The organism is Carnobacterium pleistocenium FTR1 (assembly GCF_000744285.1).
Classification (GTDB): Bacteria; Bacillota; Bacilli; order Lactobacillales; family Carnobacteriaceae; genus Carnobacterium_B; species Carnobacterium_B pleistocenium.
Map to the genome: position 1 here is coordinate 1,229,415 of NZ_JQLQ01000002.1, position 16,789 is coordinate 1,246,203.

Genomic DNA, 16,789 nt, shown 5'->3' on the forward strand with positions numbered 1-16,789 from the left:
TTGCGCATTTTCGCCAAGAGTAAAACTCTTTATGCTATAATAACTAGTAAAGATTGTTTAATGAATAAAATCAATTGAATGGAGTTGAAAGTTTGGAATATAGAACTCAAATGAAATTAAAACGTTTTTTTAGAAAACCAGTCGTGACATATACCTTTTTAGCTATTCAAATTTTGTTATTTGTTTTGATGACTTTTGATGGTGGTAGTACTAATGTGGCTACTTTAATAAAGTATGGAGCAAAATTTAATCCTTATATTGTGTTAGGTGAATGGTGGAGATTGATCACACCTATGTTCTTGCATATCGGATTTATTCATTTATTAATGAACTCAGTGATCCTCTATTATTTAGGTGAACAGTTAGAGGGTATGTTTGGCCACTTGCGTTTTGCAAGTATCTATTTATTAAGCGGTATAGCTGGAAATCTTGCAAGTTTTGCTTTTAGTGACGCGCTCTCAGCAGGTGCTAGTACGGCTTTGTTTGGATTATTTGGATCTACTGTCATGCTTGGTCAAACTTTTAAATACAACCCAGCAGTCCAACAGATGGCTAAAAGCTTTAGTGTATTGATCATTCTTAATATAGTTTTTGGTTTATTTAGTTCTTCAATCGATTTGGCAGGACATCTAGGGGGCCTATTAGGAGGATTCTTGATTTCAACGGCCATCAGTGTACCTAATCCCGTGAGCCAATGGAGAAATACGCGTTTGCTCTATGGTGGTCTCTTTGGGGTCATGGTTATTGTTCTAGCCTATTTAGGCTACCTTAATACACCTATTCCATTTTCCGGAATTTAGGAAGTGAGTAAATGATAAATTTATATGATGTTCAGCAAATATTGAAACGCTTTGGTATTTACATTTATATTGGAAAACGATTGTGGGATATTGAAATAATGATGGTTGAGTTGAAAAAATTACATGAGAGTGGGTTAATTCAAGATGACGAATACCTACCTGCTCTACTCATCCTAAAACAAGAGCACCGTAAAGAAGAAGAAAAATCAAATGACTAAAAGAGTTCAATTAGGAGGAATTATTGTGAGTAATAAAATTATTGGAATTGACTTAGGCGGCACAACTGTAAAATTTGCTATCTTAACAAATGAAGGAGAAATTCAACAAAAATGGAGTGTTTTAACAGATATAACAGATGAGGGTTCACATATTGTGCCAGCTATTATTGAGTCGATCAATGAACAACTTGAAAGATATCACCTATCACCTAATGACTTTATTGGTATTGGAATGGGATCTCCCGGTACAGTCGATCGTACGGAAGGGACCGTTATTGGCGCTTATAATTTGAACTGGGATAAGAGTCAACCGGTTAAACAACTAATTGAAGAAGGAACGGGTATTTCTTTCGCTATCGACAATGATGCAAATGTTGCAGCTCTAGGGGAACGCTGGAAGGGTGCTGGTGAAAACGAAGAAGATATCGTGTTTGTAACTTTAGGAACAGGCGTTGGTGGTGGAATCATTGCTGGTGGACGGCTGATTCATGGTGTTGCTGGTGCGGCAGGAGAAATAGGTCATATCACAGTGGATCCAAATGGTTACAAGTGTACATGTGGCAATATCGGATGTCTTGAGACAGTTGCTAGTGCAACAGGAGTCGTCCGTTTAGCTAGAGATTTTTCAGAGGTATATGCTGGTGATTCAAAATTAAAAACAGCTATTGATGACGGTCAACTGATAACAGCTAAAGATGTTTTTGAATTTGCCAAAGAAAATGATGAATTAGCTGTTCGAGTGATAGACAAAGTTGCTTTTTACTTAGGTCTAGCCTGTGGGAACGTGGCAAATGTTTTAAATCCATCGACTATTGTGATCGGTGGAGGAGTTTCTCAAGCAGGAGCATTTTTAATAGATCAAATCAAAACGTATTTCGATCAATTTACTTACCCAACTATTCGTAAGACAACAAAAATTCGATTAGCTGAATTAGGAAACAGTGCTGGAGTAATCGGAGCAAGTTCATTAATCAAAAAACACAAGAACGGTACCTTATAAACCAATCGTTCTAGGTAATAAAAGACAAACTATTGTTATTTTGAGGAGATTGAGTTCGGGGAACTACCGAAGTCATCTCCTTGATTTTTTAGGATAGCTTAACTAGTGGTTTTAATTATCTTTAGTTTATAAGCTGACCTAATTAAAGTGTGGAAAATCAACGCATGTGTTATAATTTAGTGGTAAATCTTTTGGAAAAAAATAGCCAATAACAGTAAACAAATAAATCAAAAAATAAGGTGATTAGTAATGAAAAGAAAAAAGAAAAAATATGTCATTTTCAGATTAGCTATTTTACTTTTTTCCGCGACCTTATTTTTAATAAGTTGCACTGAAAAACAACCAACTGAAACCTCTGATCCAGAAGAAATAGTATTATCTTATAAAGAAATTCCAATTAACTACGAAAATTTTAGAAAAGTGATCGGTTGGATATCTAATGAAGAAGTTCTGGTCCATACTGGTGAAATAAACAATGATACCTTATCCTCATTTAATATTTTCACTGGAGAAATAGAGCCTATTTACGAAGCAAATTCAATTATTTTAACAGCGATTATTTCAGAAGATAAACAACAAATATTGATCCAAGTTGTCGGTGAAGAGGGTGGAGAATTAAGAGTGATTGATAGAAATGGATCTATTACTCAAAATTTACCATTAGAAACAACTGGGTTTGTTAACGTAAATTGGAATCCTGCAAATCAAAATCATATTTTTATTTCTTATTATCAATCAGATACAGAAATAGTTGTAGACAATTGGAATCTTGAAACCAATGAAATTATACCTGTACCTTCAGCTTCAATGGCTCCGGTATGGTATTCTGCTAATCTATATTTATATGTAGATAATGAAGATGATTTTTCACTTGAAACGGGCAATCTTTATATGGGAGATATTCGTACAAATGATATGCTGAGATTGAAAAGCCAGGTTTCAGATTTTTTTGTACATGAAGATACATTTATCACCTACACACCCTCAGATTTTACAGATGAAGAATTATTATTAAATTACCAATACCCTTTTATGGTTGATAAATCATTCATGGCTATCCCCAAAGTAACAATGAACGATCGTCTTGTTTTTCCTTACTTAAGTCAAGCTGGAAGAAATACGCCTGTTTATGGCGTGTTTGCAAAAGAAGCGGTAGAATTGGAACTTGGAACAGGGGATTTTGAATTTGGGCAATTGGATTTTGATAATAAAACCATTGATCCTATTCTAGACTTACCGGACAATGCTCCTATTTCGATGGCAGAAAATGGCAAATACAGCTTGTATGGCTGGCGCTATGAAAGCATCATAGACATTGAACAAAAAACGATTTATTCATTTATCAATAGTCCAAATTAAATGCAATCGAAAGTTCCAAAAAAATAATTGTAATAAAAAAGCTAGTAAAATACCCTATTCTTGTGTACAATTATCTCTGTAGAACGAGTTGAAAGGGGTATACAAAAATTGGATATAGGTCAAATTATTAATATAGGTTTATGGATCATTGTTATAGTATGGATGGGTTATGAAGTCTATAGTTATTTCCAACGAAAAAAAGCATCTATTGAGTTAACAGAAGAAGAATTCAAAAAAGATATGCGAAAAGTTCAATTGATCGATATTCGTGAGAAAAAAGATTTTGACGTGGGACATATATTAGGAGCTAGAAACATTCCTTATTCAACGTTTAAAACACGTAGCATTGAAATAAGAACAGATCAACCGGTTTATCTTTATGATAATAATAAGGCTTTAAGTTTACGAGCAGCTCTTCGTTTACGTAAACAAAAACATACAAATATTCACCATCTTAAAGGCGGTTACCGCGATTGGACTGGAAAAACGAAAACTTCTTATTAATAACTTGAATGAGCTATAGAAAGCCTTAAAAAAAGACATGCCTCAATTTGGGTGTGTCTTTTTGGTTCATCTGAATGATTTGTCTTGAAGCATCCACATTATTTAGCCTAGAGCTATAACAACCAGAGCTTAGCTACAAAATAAATATTAGGGATGATTCTGCCGTAGGTACGTTCTGTAAGAGAAATAAAGCAGCACCATAAAGTAGACTGTTTAGTCCCTTTGCGGTGCTGATGCTTTAATCTTCATCTTTTATATCAATATCTTCTGGAATGGGTTCATCTAAATAATCTTGTATTTCTTTTTTATACTTTTCGATTTCTTGTAGATACAAATTGAATTGTTCCTTGTAAATCAAAATAGTTTCTCCATCCGATAAGGTACGAATTTGTTTCTCACGAATAAGACGCATAATATCGGTTATGGAAAGATTTAGGTAATCAGCTGTTTCTTCGATTGTTAAATACATATTTCTGCCCCCTTAGTTCAGATTCTATTGTACGTTAATTTAGAGAAAAAAACGACCATCTCAAATTATGGAAAAAAAGCTATCTATAGGGCATAGAATAGAATTATGCTATAATTACTAAGAACGTTGCAATGGAGGGCATTAATCATGAATCAAACAAACATTATTGCTCATCGAGGAAGTAAAGGAACGCATCCTGAGAATACCTTAGAAGCGATCAAAGAAGCTGTTCGAGTTGGAAGCGACGGTATCGAACTAGATATTCACTTAAGTTTAGATAAAGAATTGATCGTTATTCATGATGAAACGATCGACCGTACCACAAATGGAAACGGTCGTGTTCAACACTTAACGTTAGCTGAACTAAAACAATTTGATGCGGGCAGCTGGTATTCTTATGAATATAGTCATTGCCGGATCCCAACGCTACAGGAAATTTTTTGTTTTCTTGAAGAAGTTGACTACGAAGGATTAGTTAATATTGAATTGAAAACTGATAAGTTTTCTTATCCAGGGATCGAAGAAAAAGTAGTTGCATTTGTAGCCGAAAAAAACTGGCCGTTCACTATCGAATATTCCAGCTTTAATTACCAAACTTTAATTCAATTAAAAGCGCTTGATGACTCTTGCAAAATAGCGCTGTTATTTGAAAAAACTGGCGGAAATGTTGCTTTTTTAAGCCCAGATATTCCCATAAATATGTGGCACCCTAAGTTAAGTTGGTTTAGAAGGAACAGTCTATTTCGCGTGCTTGAGAAACCAGTACGTGTCTGGACGGTCAATAAAAGTGAGGACCTTCAGTTTTGCTTCCGCAAACAAGTGGCAGGAGTTATTACAGATTATCCGCAGAAAGCTCTTGAACTAAGAAATAAATGGCAATATGAAGGAGTATAGCGTGGAAAATAAAAAAATTATTATCATTGTAGGTCCAACGGCTGTTGGGAAAACAAGTTTAAGTGTATCGCTAGCTGAGGCAGTCAACGGGGAGATTATCAGTGGAGATTCTATGCAAATCTATCGTGACCTGTCTATTGGAACAGCTAAAGTAACAAAGGATGAACAAAAAGGTATCCCGCATTATTTGATTGATGAAGTGGATGTTACAACAAGTTATGCTGTATCGGATTTTCAAAAAAGAGCTCGCTTTTTAATTGAAGATATTTCTGCCAGAGGAAAGGTACCAATTATTGTCGGTGGTACGGGATTATATATTGAATCTTTGCTGTATGATGTATCTTTTGGTGGAAGTGGTAAAAATGATCTGGCTTTTCGAGAAGCTCAAGAAGCTAGCGCAATCGAAAAAGGAAATCTTTATTTATGGGAACAATTAGCTAAAATAGATGTGACTGCTGCTGAATCGATCCATTTTAACAATCGGCGACGGATCATTCGTGCACTTGAAGTGCATCATGTAACGGGACAGCTTTTTTCGAGCTATCAAAATGAGCGGAAAGAAAAAGAACTTCTTTATGAGGCTAAAATTATTGGTTTAACAACCGAGCGTGAAGTACTGTATGAGCGTATCAATCTTCGGGTAGAGCAAATGTTCGAAGCAGGCCTGATTGAAGAAGCCAAGTGGCTTTACCAGCAGAATTTACCAGACGCGCAAGCTTCAAGAGGAATCGGCTACAAAGAATTGATTCCTTATTTTGAAAAAAAGACAACTTTGCAAGAGGCCAAAGAAGCGATTCAACAAAACTCGAGAAGATATGCTAAGCGCCAATTAACTTGGTTTAGGAATCGTTTAGAAAATGTTGAATGGTGGGATTTAGTGGCTTTTCCTGAAAGTGAAAAAAAATTGAAACATGAAGTAGCAAGATTTCTGACAAAATAAGTAAGGATACTTTGTTTAAAATATTAGAATTGAAGGTGAATGGAATGAAAACAAAAGAAACTGCTGAAACAATTGAACGCGTCATTATTGTAGGAGTACAAACAAAAGAGAATAATCAAGATTTCCAATATTCTTTGAAGGAATTAGCGCAATTGACGGAGACAGCTCATGGGGAAGTAGTGGGCGAACTCACACAAAAAAGAGACCGAGCAGATTCGCGTACGTTCTTAGGCAAAGGAAAAATGGAAGAATTGGTCTCTTTAGTAGATGAACTAGAAGTAGATACCGTTATCTTTAATCAAGGGTTGACACCTGGCCAAACGAAGAATATCCAAAAGATTTTATTGGATGAAGTGAAAGTCATTGACCGAATTCAATTGATTTTAGATATTTTTGCTATGCGAGCTAAAAGCAGAGAAGGTAAATTACAAGTTGAGTTAGCTCAACTGCAATACTTAATGCCTCGCTTAGCTGGCCAAGGCGTCAATCTGTCACGATTAGGTGGAGGAATTGGGACACGTGGACCAGGGGAAACAAAGTTAGAAACTGATCGCCGACACATTCGCGACCAAATTACTGACATTAAACGCGATTTAGCTGAAACGGAAAAACACCGTAGCCGTGCCCGAGAACAACGCAAGGAAAGCGGAACGTTTCAAATTGGTCTGATGGGTTATACAAATGCTGGGAAATCGACGTTGTTAAATAAATTGACTCAAGCAGATACGTATGAAGAAAATCAATTATTTGCGACATTGGATCCTTTGACACGTAAATTGCTCTTACCAAGTGGTATGGCAGTCACACTTACTGATACGGTTGGTTTTATCCAAGATTTACCGACGCAATTGATCGAGTCTTTTAAATCAACTTTAGAAGAAACAAAAGGTGTTGATTTATTGTTACATGTCGTTGATGCTTCCGCTGAGAATATGGCTGGACATGAAAAAACCGTTATCCAACTATTAAAAGAATTAGGCATGGAAATGATTCCGATGATCACTATTTATAATAAGAAAGATTTAGTGGAAGAACCCTTTTACCCATCTCTTTTCCCAAATGTGGTTATTTCGGCTAATGATTCTGAAGATATCGAACAATTGTTGGCAGAAATCATGAATAAGATGAAAGAATTGCTGGTCCCTTACCGAATCGAAATTGAAGTTAGTCAAGGGGAAAAATTGGTTCGTCTAAAAAGAGAAACACTTGTTGTGACTGAGGAATACGATGAAGAAAAAAATGTTTATGTGGTAGAAGGCTATGCGAAGGCAGAGTCTAAATGGAATGGAGAGAATCAAACGACATGAGTTGGAACGATCATTATGCACCTGAACTAATTGAAAAAATTAAACTAGTAGAAGAAAAAATCAAACCAATCCATGATCAGATTCATGAAGTGGCTTTAACAAATCAACAGAAAGTCTTGCAAAGTTTTAGGAACAAAAAAGTTACTGAACAACATTTTAATCCAACAACCGGTTACGGATACGATGACTTTGGAAGAGATACTTTAGAAGAAGTTTATGCTGAAGTTTTTGGAGCTGAAGCTGGTTTAGTTCGGCCGCAGATCATTTCAGGTACGCATGCCATTTCAACAGCTTTATTTGGTGTACTGCGTCCTGGAGATGACTTGTTGTATATTTCTGGAACCCCTTATGACACATTGCTTGAAATCGTTGGTGTTACAGGAAATGGTATTGGATCCTTTAAAGAATACCAAATGGGTTTTGATCAAGTTGATTTATTGTCGGATGGAACAGTTGATTTTGAAACGGTAAAGAAAAAAATGACTTCAAAAACAAAAATGGTCGCTATTCAACGCTCTAGAGGGTATGCAAGCAGACCTTCGTTCACCGTAAGCCAAATCGAAGAGATGATTCGGTTTGTTAAAGGGATCGATCCGGAAGTTATTGTATTTGTCGATAATTGCTATGGCGAATTTGTTGAAGAAAAAGAACCCGTTGAAGTTGGCGCGGATTTGATGGCTGGATCATTGATCAAAAATCCAGGTGGTGGATTGGCTAAGACCGGCGGGTACATTGTTGGAAAAAAAGAGCTGATTGAAGCTTGTGGGTATCGTTTGACTACACCTGGTATAGGAAGAGAAGCGGGGGCTTCTTTATACAGCTTGCAAGAAATGTATCAGGGCTTTTTTATGGCTCCTCATACAGTTGGAGAAGCCGTGAAAGGGGCCGTTTATACGGCTGCGCTTTTAGATGCTTGTGGCATTGAGAGTACGCCTAAGTGGAATGAAAAGCGAACCGATCTCATTCAAATGATCTCATTGAATGATAAAGAAAAGATGGTCTCATTTGCACAGACTATTCAAAAATATTCTCCAATCAACGCGCATGTCTCTCCTATTGGAGCATATATGCCGGGATATGAAGATGATGTCATTATGGCAGCAGGAACATTTATTCAAGGTTCTAGTATGGAACTAACCGCAGATGGACCGATCCGCGCACCTTATACGCTTTATGTTCAAGGTGGTTTAACCTATGAACATGTCAAATTAGCTGTCAGCTCAGCTGTGGAAGAATTATTTTTCCAGTAGTAAAAAACTTTCAGAAGTCGGTGCAAAAATAGTAGCTTAGATATAAAAATTTTTGACATTTTAAAAAGACATTGTTACTGTAGTACTATGCTAGATAGGAGGATCTCATGAACGAGAAAGAGCTACGGCGTTCCATGTCTGTATTTCCAATTGGGACTGTGATGACATTGGCAGATTTATCTGCGCGTCAAATCCGCTATTACGAAGAACAAGGTTTAATTTGTCCTGAACGTAATGAAGGAAACCGAAGAATGTATTCTTTAAATGATATAGATGTGCTTCTTGAAATAAAAGATTATTTAGCAGATGGAATCAATATGGCCGGTATTAAGCGTATCTATGAGTTGAAAGAAAAAAATGTGGAGCATGAAGAGAAATCTACGTTAACGGATGAAGATGTTCGTCGAATCTTACAAGATGAATTTTTAAGTCTACGAGGTATAGATCGAAAAGGGACTTCACGTTTCTTTTAACAGGTTTTTATAATAAGAAGTTCAAAGTTGAGCTAATAAGGTAGACAAATTTTTTTAATAAAAGGAGAAAATACACACAAAATGACTAATTTTACAAGAGAAGAAATCGAGACTAGTGTAAAAGAACAACATGTTCGTTACTTGAGATTGATGTTTACGGATATAGATGGAACGATAAAAAATGTTGAAGTTCCAATCAGTCAACTAGAAAAAGTTATGGAAAATAAAATGATGTTTGACGGATCATCTATTGATGGATTCGTAAGAATTGAAGAAAGCGACATGATTTTACGCCCCGATTTATCAACTTGGTTAATATTTCCTTGGGAAGAAGTAAATGGAAAAGTCGCTCGTTTGATTTGTGATATTTATAATCCGGATGGGACACCTTTTGCTGGAGACCCTAGAAATAATTTGAAACTGGTTCTAAAAGAAATGGAAGAGCAAGGGTATACAGAATTCAACTTAGGACCCGAACCGGAATTTTTCTTATTTAAATTAGATGAAAATGGCAAACCAACAACTGAAGTAAATGACAATGGCGGCTATTTTGATTTTGCACCAACAGACTTAGGTGAAAATTGTCGTCGTGATATTGTGTTGCAACTTGAAGAGTTAGGCTTTGAAATTGAAGCCAGCCATCACGAAACGGCACCTGGCCAACATGAAATTGATTGGAAATACGCCGGTGCGGTTGAAGCATGCGATAATATCCAAACATTCAAATTGATTGTTAAAACAGTTGCCCGTAAACATGGTCTACATGCAACCTTTATGCCTAAACCAGTCTATGGAGTAGGTGGCTCTGGGATGCACTTTAACATGTCATTATTTAACAAAGAGGGAAATGTCTTTTACGATGAAGAAAATGAACTTGGCTTAAGCAAGACAGCCTATCATTTCTTAGCGGGTATATTGGATCATGCTTTAGGGTACACAGCGGTTTGCAACCCAACTGTAAACTCATATAAACGATTGATCCCAGGATATGAAGCTCCAGTTTATATAGCGTGGAGTGCCCGTAACCGTTCTCCTTTAGTACGCATACCAAGTTCAAGAGGTGTTTCTACTCGAATTGAATTGCGCAGTGTCGATCCTAGTGCAAATCCTTATTTAGCAGTAGCAGTATTGTTAAAATCAGGATTAGATGGAGTGAACAAAGAAAGTGTAGCTCCTCAACCAATCGATCGAAATATTTACCGTATGTCTTCAGAAGAAAGATATAAAAGAGGAATCAACGATCTTCCTGCTACGCTGCACAATGCCGTTAAATATCTGCAAGAAGATCAAGTCGTACAGGAAGCATTGGGAAATCATATTTATAAAAGTTTTGTAAGTGCCAAGCATATCGAATGGGCGGCTTACCGTGAACAAGTTTCTGAGTGGGAAAAAGAAAAATATTTAACATTGTATTAAAAATTAGTATTTAAAATTGATTAAAAGAGGCTCTAGGTCAAATAGTATGGATATTTCAAAATATAATTTTTTCTGGAATGTACGGGTTTGCTTGTGGAGCCATGGAAGCGCCTAAAGCCTGAAAGGAAGTCTTCAGACTTTCAAGCTTCAAACACAGCCTGATCACTGAAGCGCTAAGGATGTGTAATTCACATTGAACTCAATGCCTGGCTACAAGCAACCCTTATTCCTCCAAAAATTTTTGGATGTGTAGTTTAATTAATTTCTTCATCTACACTAAAAATTATACAACCAAAGAACCAGTGAAAAAAATCACTGGTTCTTTTTTTTGATTTAAAAAATTGGTATAGTTCAATTATGATTTTAAAATCGGAACAAAAATAGTATATAAAAACAAATCATTCGTTTTTATATGTTAGGTTTCCTTACATCTGAGTAGTTTTCTGTTGACATCTAAAAAAAAGACTGATATTCTATAAAAGTAATCGAAGGGAGGACTTGAATGAGCGAGAAAGAACTTAGACGGTCGAGATCAGTTTTTCCGATTGGTACAGTTATGAAATTAACCGATTTATCTGCTCGACAGATTCGTTATTATGAGGAGCAAGATTTGATTGTTCCAATGCGGAACGAAGGAAACCGGCGAATGTATTCTTTAAATAATATTGATGTTCTTCTCGAAATTAAAGATTATTTATCTGATGGAATTAATATGGCTGGTATAAAACAAATTTACAAGTTACAAGAAACCAAAGAAAAGAATCGTGAGCAAGAAATAATTAAAGTATTGACTGACGATGATGTGCGTAAAATACTGCATGATGAATTTTTAGCGGTAAGTGGTTTAGGCGCAAAGAAACCACTCTCATTTTTTGATCAAAATCGAATAGGATAAAAATAGATAGCAGAATTACGACTATGACTATAAGGGGAGAAAAAATATATGGCTAAGTTTACGAGAGAAGAAATAGAAGATGCATCAAAAAAAGGGAATATCCGATTCTTAAGATTAATGTTTACTGATATTTTAGGGGTCATTAAAAATGTCGAGGTACCTATTAGTCAATTGAAAAAAGTACTGGATAATCAATTGATGTTTGATGGATCTTCCATTGAAGGATTTGTCAGAATCGAAGAAAGTGATATGTATTTAAGACCTGATTTGGATACATGGTTGATTTTTCCATGGGAAACGTCTAAAGAATCCGGTAAAATCGCTCGCTTGATCTGTGATGTTTACAATCCAGATGGAACTCCTTTTGCTGGCGACCCTCGTTCTAACTTAAAGCGTACATTAAAAGAAATGACGGAATTAGGTTTTACTGATTTTAACTTAGGACCTGAACCTGAATTTTTCCTTTTCAAACTTGATGAAAAAAATGAACCCACATTAGAACTGAATGATGATGGCGGCTATTTTGATTTGGCTCCAACAGATTTAGGTGAAAATTGTCGTCGTGATATCGTATTACAATTAGAAGATCTTGGTTTTGAGATTGAAGCTAGTCACCATGAGGTTGCACCTGGACAACATGAGATCGATTGGAAGTACGCTAGTGCAATAGAAGCGTGTGACAATATTCAAACCTTTAAATTGATCGTGAAGACAGTCGCTCGTAAATATGGCTTACATGCTACTTTCATGCCTAAACCTTTATATGGCGTAAACGGATCTGGTATGCACTTTAACTTGTCCTTGTTTACTAAAGAAGGAAATGCGTTTTACGATAAAGATGGAGATATGGAATTAAGCGATACAGCTCGTCAATTTTTAGCAGGGATTTTAAATCACGCTAAAGCTTTCACAGCAATTGTGAATCCTACCGTGAATTCATATAAACGACTTGTACCTGGCTATGAAGCACCCGTATACATCGCTTGGAGCGGTCGTAACCGTTCGCCATTGATTCGAGTACCACAATCAAGAGGAATGTCTACACGCGTAGAATTGCGTAGCGTTGATCCTAGCGCAAATCCATACTTAGCTATGGCCGTTCTATTGAAAGCAGGATTAGACGGTATTAAGAATGAAATGAAAGCACCGGAACCTATCAATCGGAATATCTATGTGATGAGTGAAAAAGATCGTAATGAAAATGGTATCTATGATTTGCCAGGCACACTGAAAGAAGCATTAGGCTACCTAGAAAATGACAGTACAATCAAAGATGGCTTAGGAGAACACATCTACGAAAATTTTGTCAATGCTAAGAATATTGAATGGGCTGCTTTCCGTGAACAAGTTACTGAGTGGGAAAGAAAACAATACTTGAAACTATATTAATGCAAAAAAGAAATCCGACTACATTTTTGTAGTCGGATTTCTTTTTTTACTTTTATTAAAGGACTGCTAATGCCAGAGCTTGTTGAATGGCAGAAATGTGTTTATCATTCGTAAACTGTAATGTGATAGCTGGTTCATTAGCACTAGAAATAAAAATTTTCAATTCAGCATCTAAATCAAAATGACCAGTCGTTTCCACTAAAAATCGGCTGATTGACTTATAAGGCACCGAATGATAAGTTGTTTTTTTACCGGTGATTCCTTGTTTATCAATAACAATTAACCGTTTATCTGTGAAAATAATTAAATCACGGACCAACTTGAAAGCTAGGTCAATCACTTCAGTCTCTAAAATAACGTCCGATAATTTTTTTCGAGCTTCATTTTCGCTAATGTTTCCTGCATTTCCTAAAAGACCACTAATTAATCCCATAGCAAAGCCTCCTTAACTATTCTGCTGCTTATTGTAAACCGATATTTTTCTTATTACAATCGATAAAAATAACACTTTTTGTTTTAAAAAAAATTTGTTCCTAAAAAGTGTTGACTTTTTATTCATTATTGCCTATAATTAATTTTGTTGCTAGAACATGTCTCAGTAGCTCAGCTGGATAGAGCATCCGCCTTCTAAGCGGACGGTCGAGAGTTCGAATCTCCCCTGAGGCATCAATTAAAAAGTTGAAAAAGCCGAATAACTAGCTTTTTCAACTTTTTTTATGGATTATTGAAAATAAATTGTTTTTTTAATTTAAACAAAGTAAAATAAATCATTACTTTAATAGTTGAAAAATAATTTAAAGATTTATTCAAAAAAATGTAAAAATATTCTTTTATCGTTATATAAACAACTAGTTTAGAGTTTGAAATTTTTTTTAATGTGAAAAGTACACATAATTAATTTTCGATACAAATATCAGTAGGATTCTTTGCGTTTTATTGTTCACAAGCTATTATTCTTACACACTACATATAGAAAGAAATAGATATGTCAAGAGAAAAAGCCACTATATCTAGTGGTTTTTTTATTTGCCAGTTGAAGAGAATTGATGTAGAATATAAAAATAGAAATAAAGAAAAATACATTAAAAAGTAGCTCAAAAGGAGAATGTCTTATGAAAAAAAACATCATTGTTTATTCTAAACCAAACTGTATGCAATGCAATTTCACAAAAAAATATTTAGAGGATAAAGGGATTCCTTATGAAGTTAAGGATATTTTTGAATCAGAAGAAGCTTTAAATGAAGTGAAAGAACTTGGATTTAGCTCTGTTCCAGTTATTACTATTGAAGGACATGAAGCATTCAATGGATTCCGTCCGGATCTCCTTGATCAACTAGCATGAAAGTAGTTTATATCAGCCTAACCGGTCAAACACGAAAGTTTATCAAAAAACTAAGTATGGATTCATTGGAATTAACTCCAACGAATCCATATATTGCTTTAGGGGAACCCTTTATCATCGTTACGCCTACCTATGACAAACAAGCAACTGATTTATTGAATGACTTTATTGAAACGGCTGATAATAAAAAGTATTTTAAAGGGGTAGCCGGTGGTGGGAATTTGAATTTCGGTAAACTTTTTGCCTTTACAGCAAAAGATTTAGCGTACGATTACAAAGTTCCGTTATTGCATACTTTTGAATTTCAAGGTAATGACGAAGATGTTGCAAAATTAAAGAAAGCGGTGAAAGATATTGGATAAACCTAAATTAGCACCAAAAGTAAAAGAGGTCACGTATTTCAAGTTGAATAATGAATTAAATAGACCTGTGGATGGAAAAATCCCTTTAAATAAAGACCGTGAAGCTGTGCGGGCTTATTTTTTAGAACATGTTAATCCGAATACCGTTTTTTTCTATACACTTGAAGAAAAATTAAATTATATGATCAAAGAAGAGTACCTAGAAGAAGAATTTTTACTGAAATATGATAAAGCCTTTATTCGTTCATTATTCGATGATATTTATAATCGGAAATTTAGATTTCGTTCATTTATGTCGGCCTTTAAATTTTACACCCAATATGCTTTGAAAACGGATGATGGAGAACGTTTCTTAGAACGCTACGAAGACCGAATCGTTTTTAATGCACTATATTTAGCAGATGGAGATGCGGAACTAGCTAGTAGAATTGCGGATGAGATCGTTAATCAACGTTACCAACCTGCTACACCGACGTTTTTGAATGCGGGTCGCAAAAGACGAGGAGAATTAGTTTCTTGTTTCTTGATCCAAGCAACAGATGACATGAACAGTATTGGTCGCGTCGTGAATAGTGCTTTACAACTGTCTCGTATCGGTGGTGGAGTAGGAGTGAATTTATCGAATTTACGAGCTGCTGGTGATCCAATCAAAAAAATCGAAAATGCATCAAGCGGAGTCGTTCCAGTAATGAAATTACTAGAAGACAGCTTTAGTTATTCAAATCAGCTTGGTCAACGTAATGGAGCAGGTGCGGTTTATTTGAATGTTTTTCATCCGGATATCGTTTCATTCCTATCGACGAAAAAAGAAAATGCAGATGAAAAAATCCGTGTCAAAACACTTTCACTTGGTTTAGTGGTACCAGATAAGTTTTATGAATTAGCCGCTCACGATGAACAGATGTATTTATTTAGTCCTTATGACGTAGAACGTATCTATGGAGAGCCATTTGCTTATATAGATATCACTAAAGAGTACGATAATATGGTGAACAATGAAGAGATACGTAAATCAAAAATTAGTGCTCGCGAGTTAGAAAATGAAATTTCTAAATTGCAACAAGAATCTGGTTATCCTTATATTATCAATATTGATACCGCCAACCGCGAAAATCCGGTATACGGTACGATCACAATGAGTAATTTATGTAGCGAAATTTTACAAATTCAAGAACCTTCATCAATCAATAATGATCAAACCTATGAGCATTTAGGAACCGATATCAGTTGCAACCTGGGTTCAACAAATATCGTGAATTTATTGAATTCATCTGATTTTGGACAATCGATTGATACAATGGTAAGAGCATTAACGATGGTTACAGATCAATCAAGCATTGATGCAGTCCCATCAATTAAGAATGGAAATGACAAATTCCATACGATTGGTTTAGGCGCAATGGGTTTGCATACTTTCCTCGCATTGAACCAAATTCATTATGGTTCACCAGAATCGGTTGAATTTACAGATGTTTATTTTAAACTATTGAATTATTACACATTGGTCTCTAGCAACAAGGTGGCTCGTGAAAGAAAAACAACTTTTTACAATTTTGAAAAATCCACTTACGCTGACGGAACTTACTTTGATCGATACATCAATGAGACTTCTGCCTTAAACAGTGAAAGGGTTCAACAGTTATTTGAAGGAATTCATATCCCGACTCAAGAGGATTGGAAAGCTTTGAAACAAGCCGTTAGTAAAGATGGACTGTATCATCAAAATCGTTTAGCTGTAGCGCCTACGGGTTCAATCAGTTACGTCAATGAAACATCTTCTAGTTTACACCCCATCACACGTTTGATTGAAGAGCGCCAAGAGAAGAAGACTGGTAAGACTTATTATCCCGCACCTTTCTTATCAAATGAGACTTTGCCTTATTATACTTCTGCTTACGATCTGGATATGCGAAAAGTTATTGATGTTTATGCAGCAGCTCAAAAACATATCGATCAAGGTATGAGCTTAACGCTCTTTTTACGTTCTGAAATTCCTGAGGGGCTTTATGAATGGAAAAATGGGCGTACTACGAAACAAACAACACGTGATTTAAATATTTTGCGCCATTATGCTTGGAAAAAAGGCGTTAAATCGATTTATTATGTTCGCACATTTACTGAAAATTCAGAAGAAATTGGTTCAAATGACTGTGAAAGCTGCACCATTTAA

The 16,789-nt window shown here is 35.5% G+C and carries 18 protein-coding genes and 1 tRNA gene; 17 read left to right on the forward strand and 2 right to left on the reverse strand.

The annotated features are described in order from the left end of the window. Nucleotides 1–110 precede the first annotated feature (110 nt). The 5 genes from BP17_RS05960 to BP17_RS05980 all read left to right on the forward strand — a co-directional run bounded on the left by BP17_RS05960 (nucleotide 111) and on the right by BP17_RS05980 (nucleotide 3,881). Nucleotides 111–800 (forward strand): rhomboid family intramembrane serine protease, encoded by a 690-nt coding sequence (locus tag BP17_RS05960; RefSeq protein ID WP_035055186.1) that lies wholly within the window; start codon nucleotides 111–113, stop codon nucleotides 798–800. Between the two features lie 11 nt (nucleotides 801–811). Then, on the forward strand, nucleotides 812–1,018 hold the full coding sequence (locus BP17_RS05965) for a YqgQ family protein (protein ID WP_035052560.1): 207 nt from the start codon (nucleotides 812–814) through the stop codon (nucleotides 1,016–1,018). 25 nt (nucleotides 1,019–1,043) lie between these two features. Further along, complete coding sequence (locus tag BP17_RS05970) at nucleotides 1,044–2,018, forward strand: ROK family glucokinase (RefSeq protein ID WP_035055189.1); 975 nt, start codon at nucleotides 1,044–1,046, stop codon at nucleotides 2,016–2,018. A gap of 249 nt (nucleotides 2,019–2,267) precedes the next feature. Then, nucleotides 2,268–3,377: a YqgU-like beta propeller domain-containing protein gene (locus tag BP17_RS05975; protein ID WP_035052562.1), complete on the forward strand. Its 1,110-nt coding sequence runs from the start codon at nucleotides 2,268–2,270 to the stop codon at nucleotides 3,375–3,377. A gap of 108 nt (nucleotides 3,378–3,485) precedes the next feature. Next, nucleotides 3,486–3,881 carry a rhodanese-like domain-containing protein gene (locus BP17_RS05980; RefSeq protein ID WP_035052564.1) on the forward strand — a complete coding sequence of 132 codons (396 nt, stop codon included), beginning with the start codon at nucleotides 3,486–3,488 and terminating at the stop codon, nucleotides 3,879–3,881. Nucleotides 3,882–4,119: 238 nt separating this feature from the next. Here the strand turns inward: BP17_RS05980 and BP17_RS05985 are convergent, their stop codons facing one another. Continuing rightward, complete coding sequence (locus BP17_RS05985; protein ID WP_035052565.1) at nucleotides 4,120–4,350, reverse strand: excisionase family DNA-binding protein; 231 nt, start codon at nucleotides 4,348–4,350, stop codon at nucleotides 4,120–4,122. 147 nt (nucleotides 4,351–4,497) lie between these two features. On the opposite strand from BP17_RS05985, the gene BP17_RS05990 reads away from it, so the two are divergent. The 8 genes from BP17_RS05990 to glnA (BP17_RS06025) all read left to right on the forward strand — a co-directional run bounded on the left by BP17_RS05990 (nucleotide 4,498) and on the right by glnA (BP17_RS06025) (nucleotide 12,914). After that, nucleotides 4,498–5,244 (forward strand): glycerophosphodiester phosphodiesterase, encoded by a 747-nt coding sequence (locus BP17_RS05990; RefSeq protein ID WP_035052567.1) that lies wholly within the window; start codon nucleotides 4,498–4,500, stop codon nucleotides 5,242–5,244. Further along, the gene (gene miaA / locus BP17_RS05995) at nucleotides 5,231–6,184 is read left to right on the forward strand and encodes a tRNA (adenosine(37)-N6)-dimethylallyltransferase MiaA (RefSeq protein ID WP_035052569.1); all 954 of its coding nucleotides are present in this window, start codon (nucleotides 5,231–5,233) and stop codon (nucleotides 6,182–6,184) included. Before BP17_RS05990 ends, miaA begins: the two co-directional genes overlap by 14 nt. A gap of 44 nt (nucleotides 6,185–6,228) precedes the next feature. After that, nucleotides 6,229–7,491 (forward strand): GTPase HflX, encoded by a 1,263-nt coding sequence (hflX, locus tag BP17_RS06000; RefSeq protein WP_035052571.1) that lies wholly within the window; start codon nucleotides 6,229–6,231, stop codon nucleotides 7,489–7,491. Further along, on the forward strand, nucleotides 7,488–8,741 hold the full coding sequence (locus tag BP17_RS06005) for a methionine gamma-lyase family protein (protein ID WP_035052573.1): 1,254 nt from the start codon (nucleotides 7,488–7,490) through the stop codon (nucleotides 8,739–8,741). Before hflX ends, BP17_RS06005 begins: the two co-directional genes overlap by 4 nt. Before the next feature lie 107 nt (nucleotides 8,742–8,848). After that, complete coding sequence (locus BP17_RS06010; protein WP_035052575.1) at nucleotides 8,849–9,214, forward strand: MerR family transcriptional regulator; 366 nt, start codon at nucleotides 8,849–8,851, stop codon at nucleotides 9,212–9,214. A gap of 81 nt (nucleotides 9,215–9,295) precedes the next feature. Continuing rightward, nucleotides 9,296–10,630: a type I glutamate--ammonia ligase gene (gene glnA, locus BP17_RS06015; RefSeq protein WP_035052578.1), complete on the forward strand. Its 1,335-nt coding sequence runs from the start codon at nucleotides 9,296–9,298 to the stop codon at nucleotides 10,628–10,630. A 502-nt stretch (nucleotides 10,631–11,132) separates the two neighbouring features. Further along, nucleotides 11,133–11,525, forward strand: a complete 393-nt coding sequence (locus tag BP17_RS06020) for a MerR family transcriptional regulator (protein ID WP_035052580.1) — start codon at nucleotides 11,133–11,135, stop codon at nucleotides 11,523–11,525. A 48-nt stretch (nucleotides 11,526–11,573) separates the two neighbouring features. After that, nucleotides 11,574–12,914, forward strand: a complete 1,341-nt coding sequence (glnA, locus tag BP17_RS06025) for a type I glutamate--ammonia ligase (protein ID WP_035052583.1) — start codon at nucleotides 11,574–11,576, stop codon at nucleotides 12,912–12,914. Between the two features lie 55 nt (nucleotides 12,915–12,969). Here glnA (BP17_RS06025) and BP17_RS06030 read toward each other — a convergent pair whose 3' ends face one another. Next, nucleotides 12,970–13,347, reverse strand: a complete 378-nt coding sequence (locus BP17_RS06030) for a PH domain-containing protein (protein WP_035052584.1) — start codon at nucleotides 13,345–13,347, stop codon at nucleotides 12,970–12,972. Nucleotides 13,348–13,506: 159 nt separating this feature from the next. Between BP17_RS06030 and BP17_RS06035 the strand changes: the two genes are divergently transcribed. From BP17_RS06035 to nrdE, 4 genes are all read left to right on the forward strand, one after another. Further along, nucleotides 13,507–13,580, forward strand: a tRNA-Arg gene (locus BP17_RS06035). A gap of 446 nt (nucleotides 13,581–14,026) precedes the next feature. Then, nucleotides 14,027–14,257 (forward strand): glutaredoxin-like protein NrdH, encoded by a 231-nt coding sequence (gene nrdH / locus BP17_RS06040; RefSeq protein ID WP_035052586.1) that lies wholly within the window; start codon nucleotides 14,027–14,029, stop codon nucleotides 14,255–14,257. Continuing rightward, entirely contained in the window at nucleotides 14,254–14,619 is a 366-nt protein-coding gene (locus tag BP17_RS06045; RefSeq protein ID WP_035052588.1) for a ribonucleotide reductase stimulatory protein, read from the forward strand. Before nrdH ends, BP17_RS06045 begins: the two co-directional genes overlap by 4 nt. Next, nucleotides 14,612–16,789, forward strand: a complete 2,178-nt coding sequence (nrdE, locus tag BP17_RS06050; RefSeq protein WP_035052590.1) for a class 1b ribonucleoside-diphosphate reductase subunit alpha — start codon at nucleotides 14,612–14,614, stop codon at nucleotides 16,787–16,789. The genes BP17_RS06045 and nrdE overlap by 8 nt, the downstream gene beginning before the upstream one ends.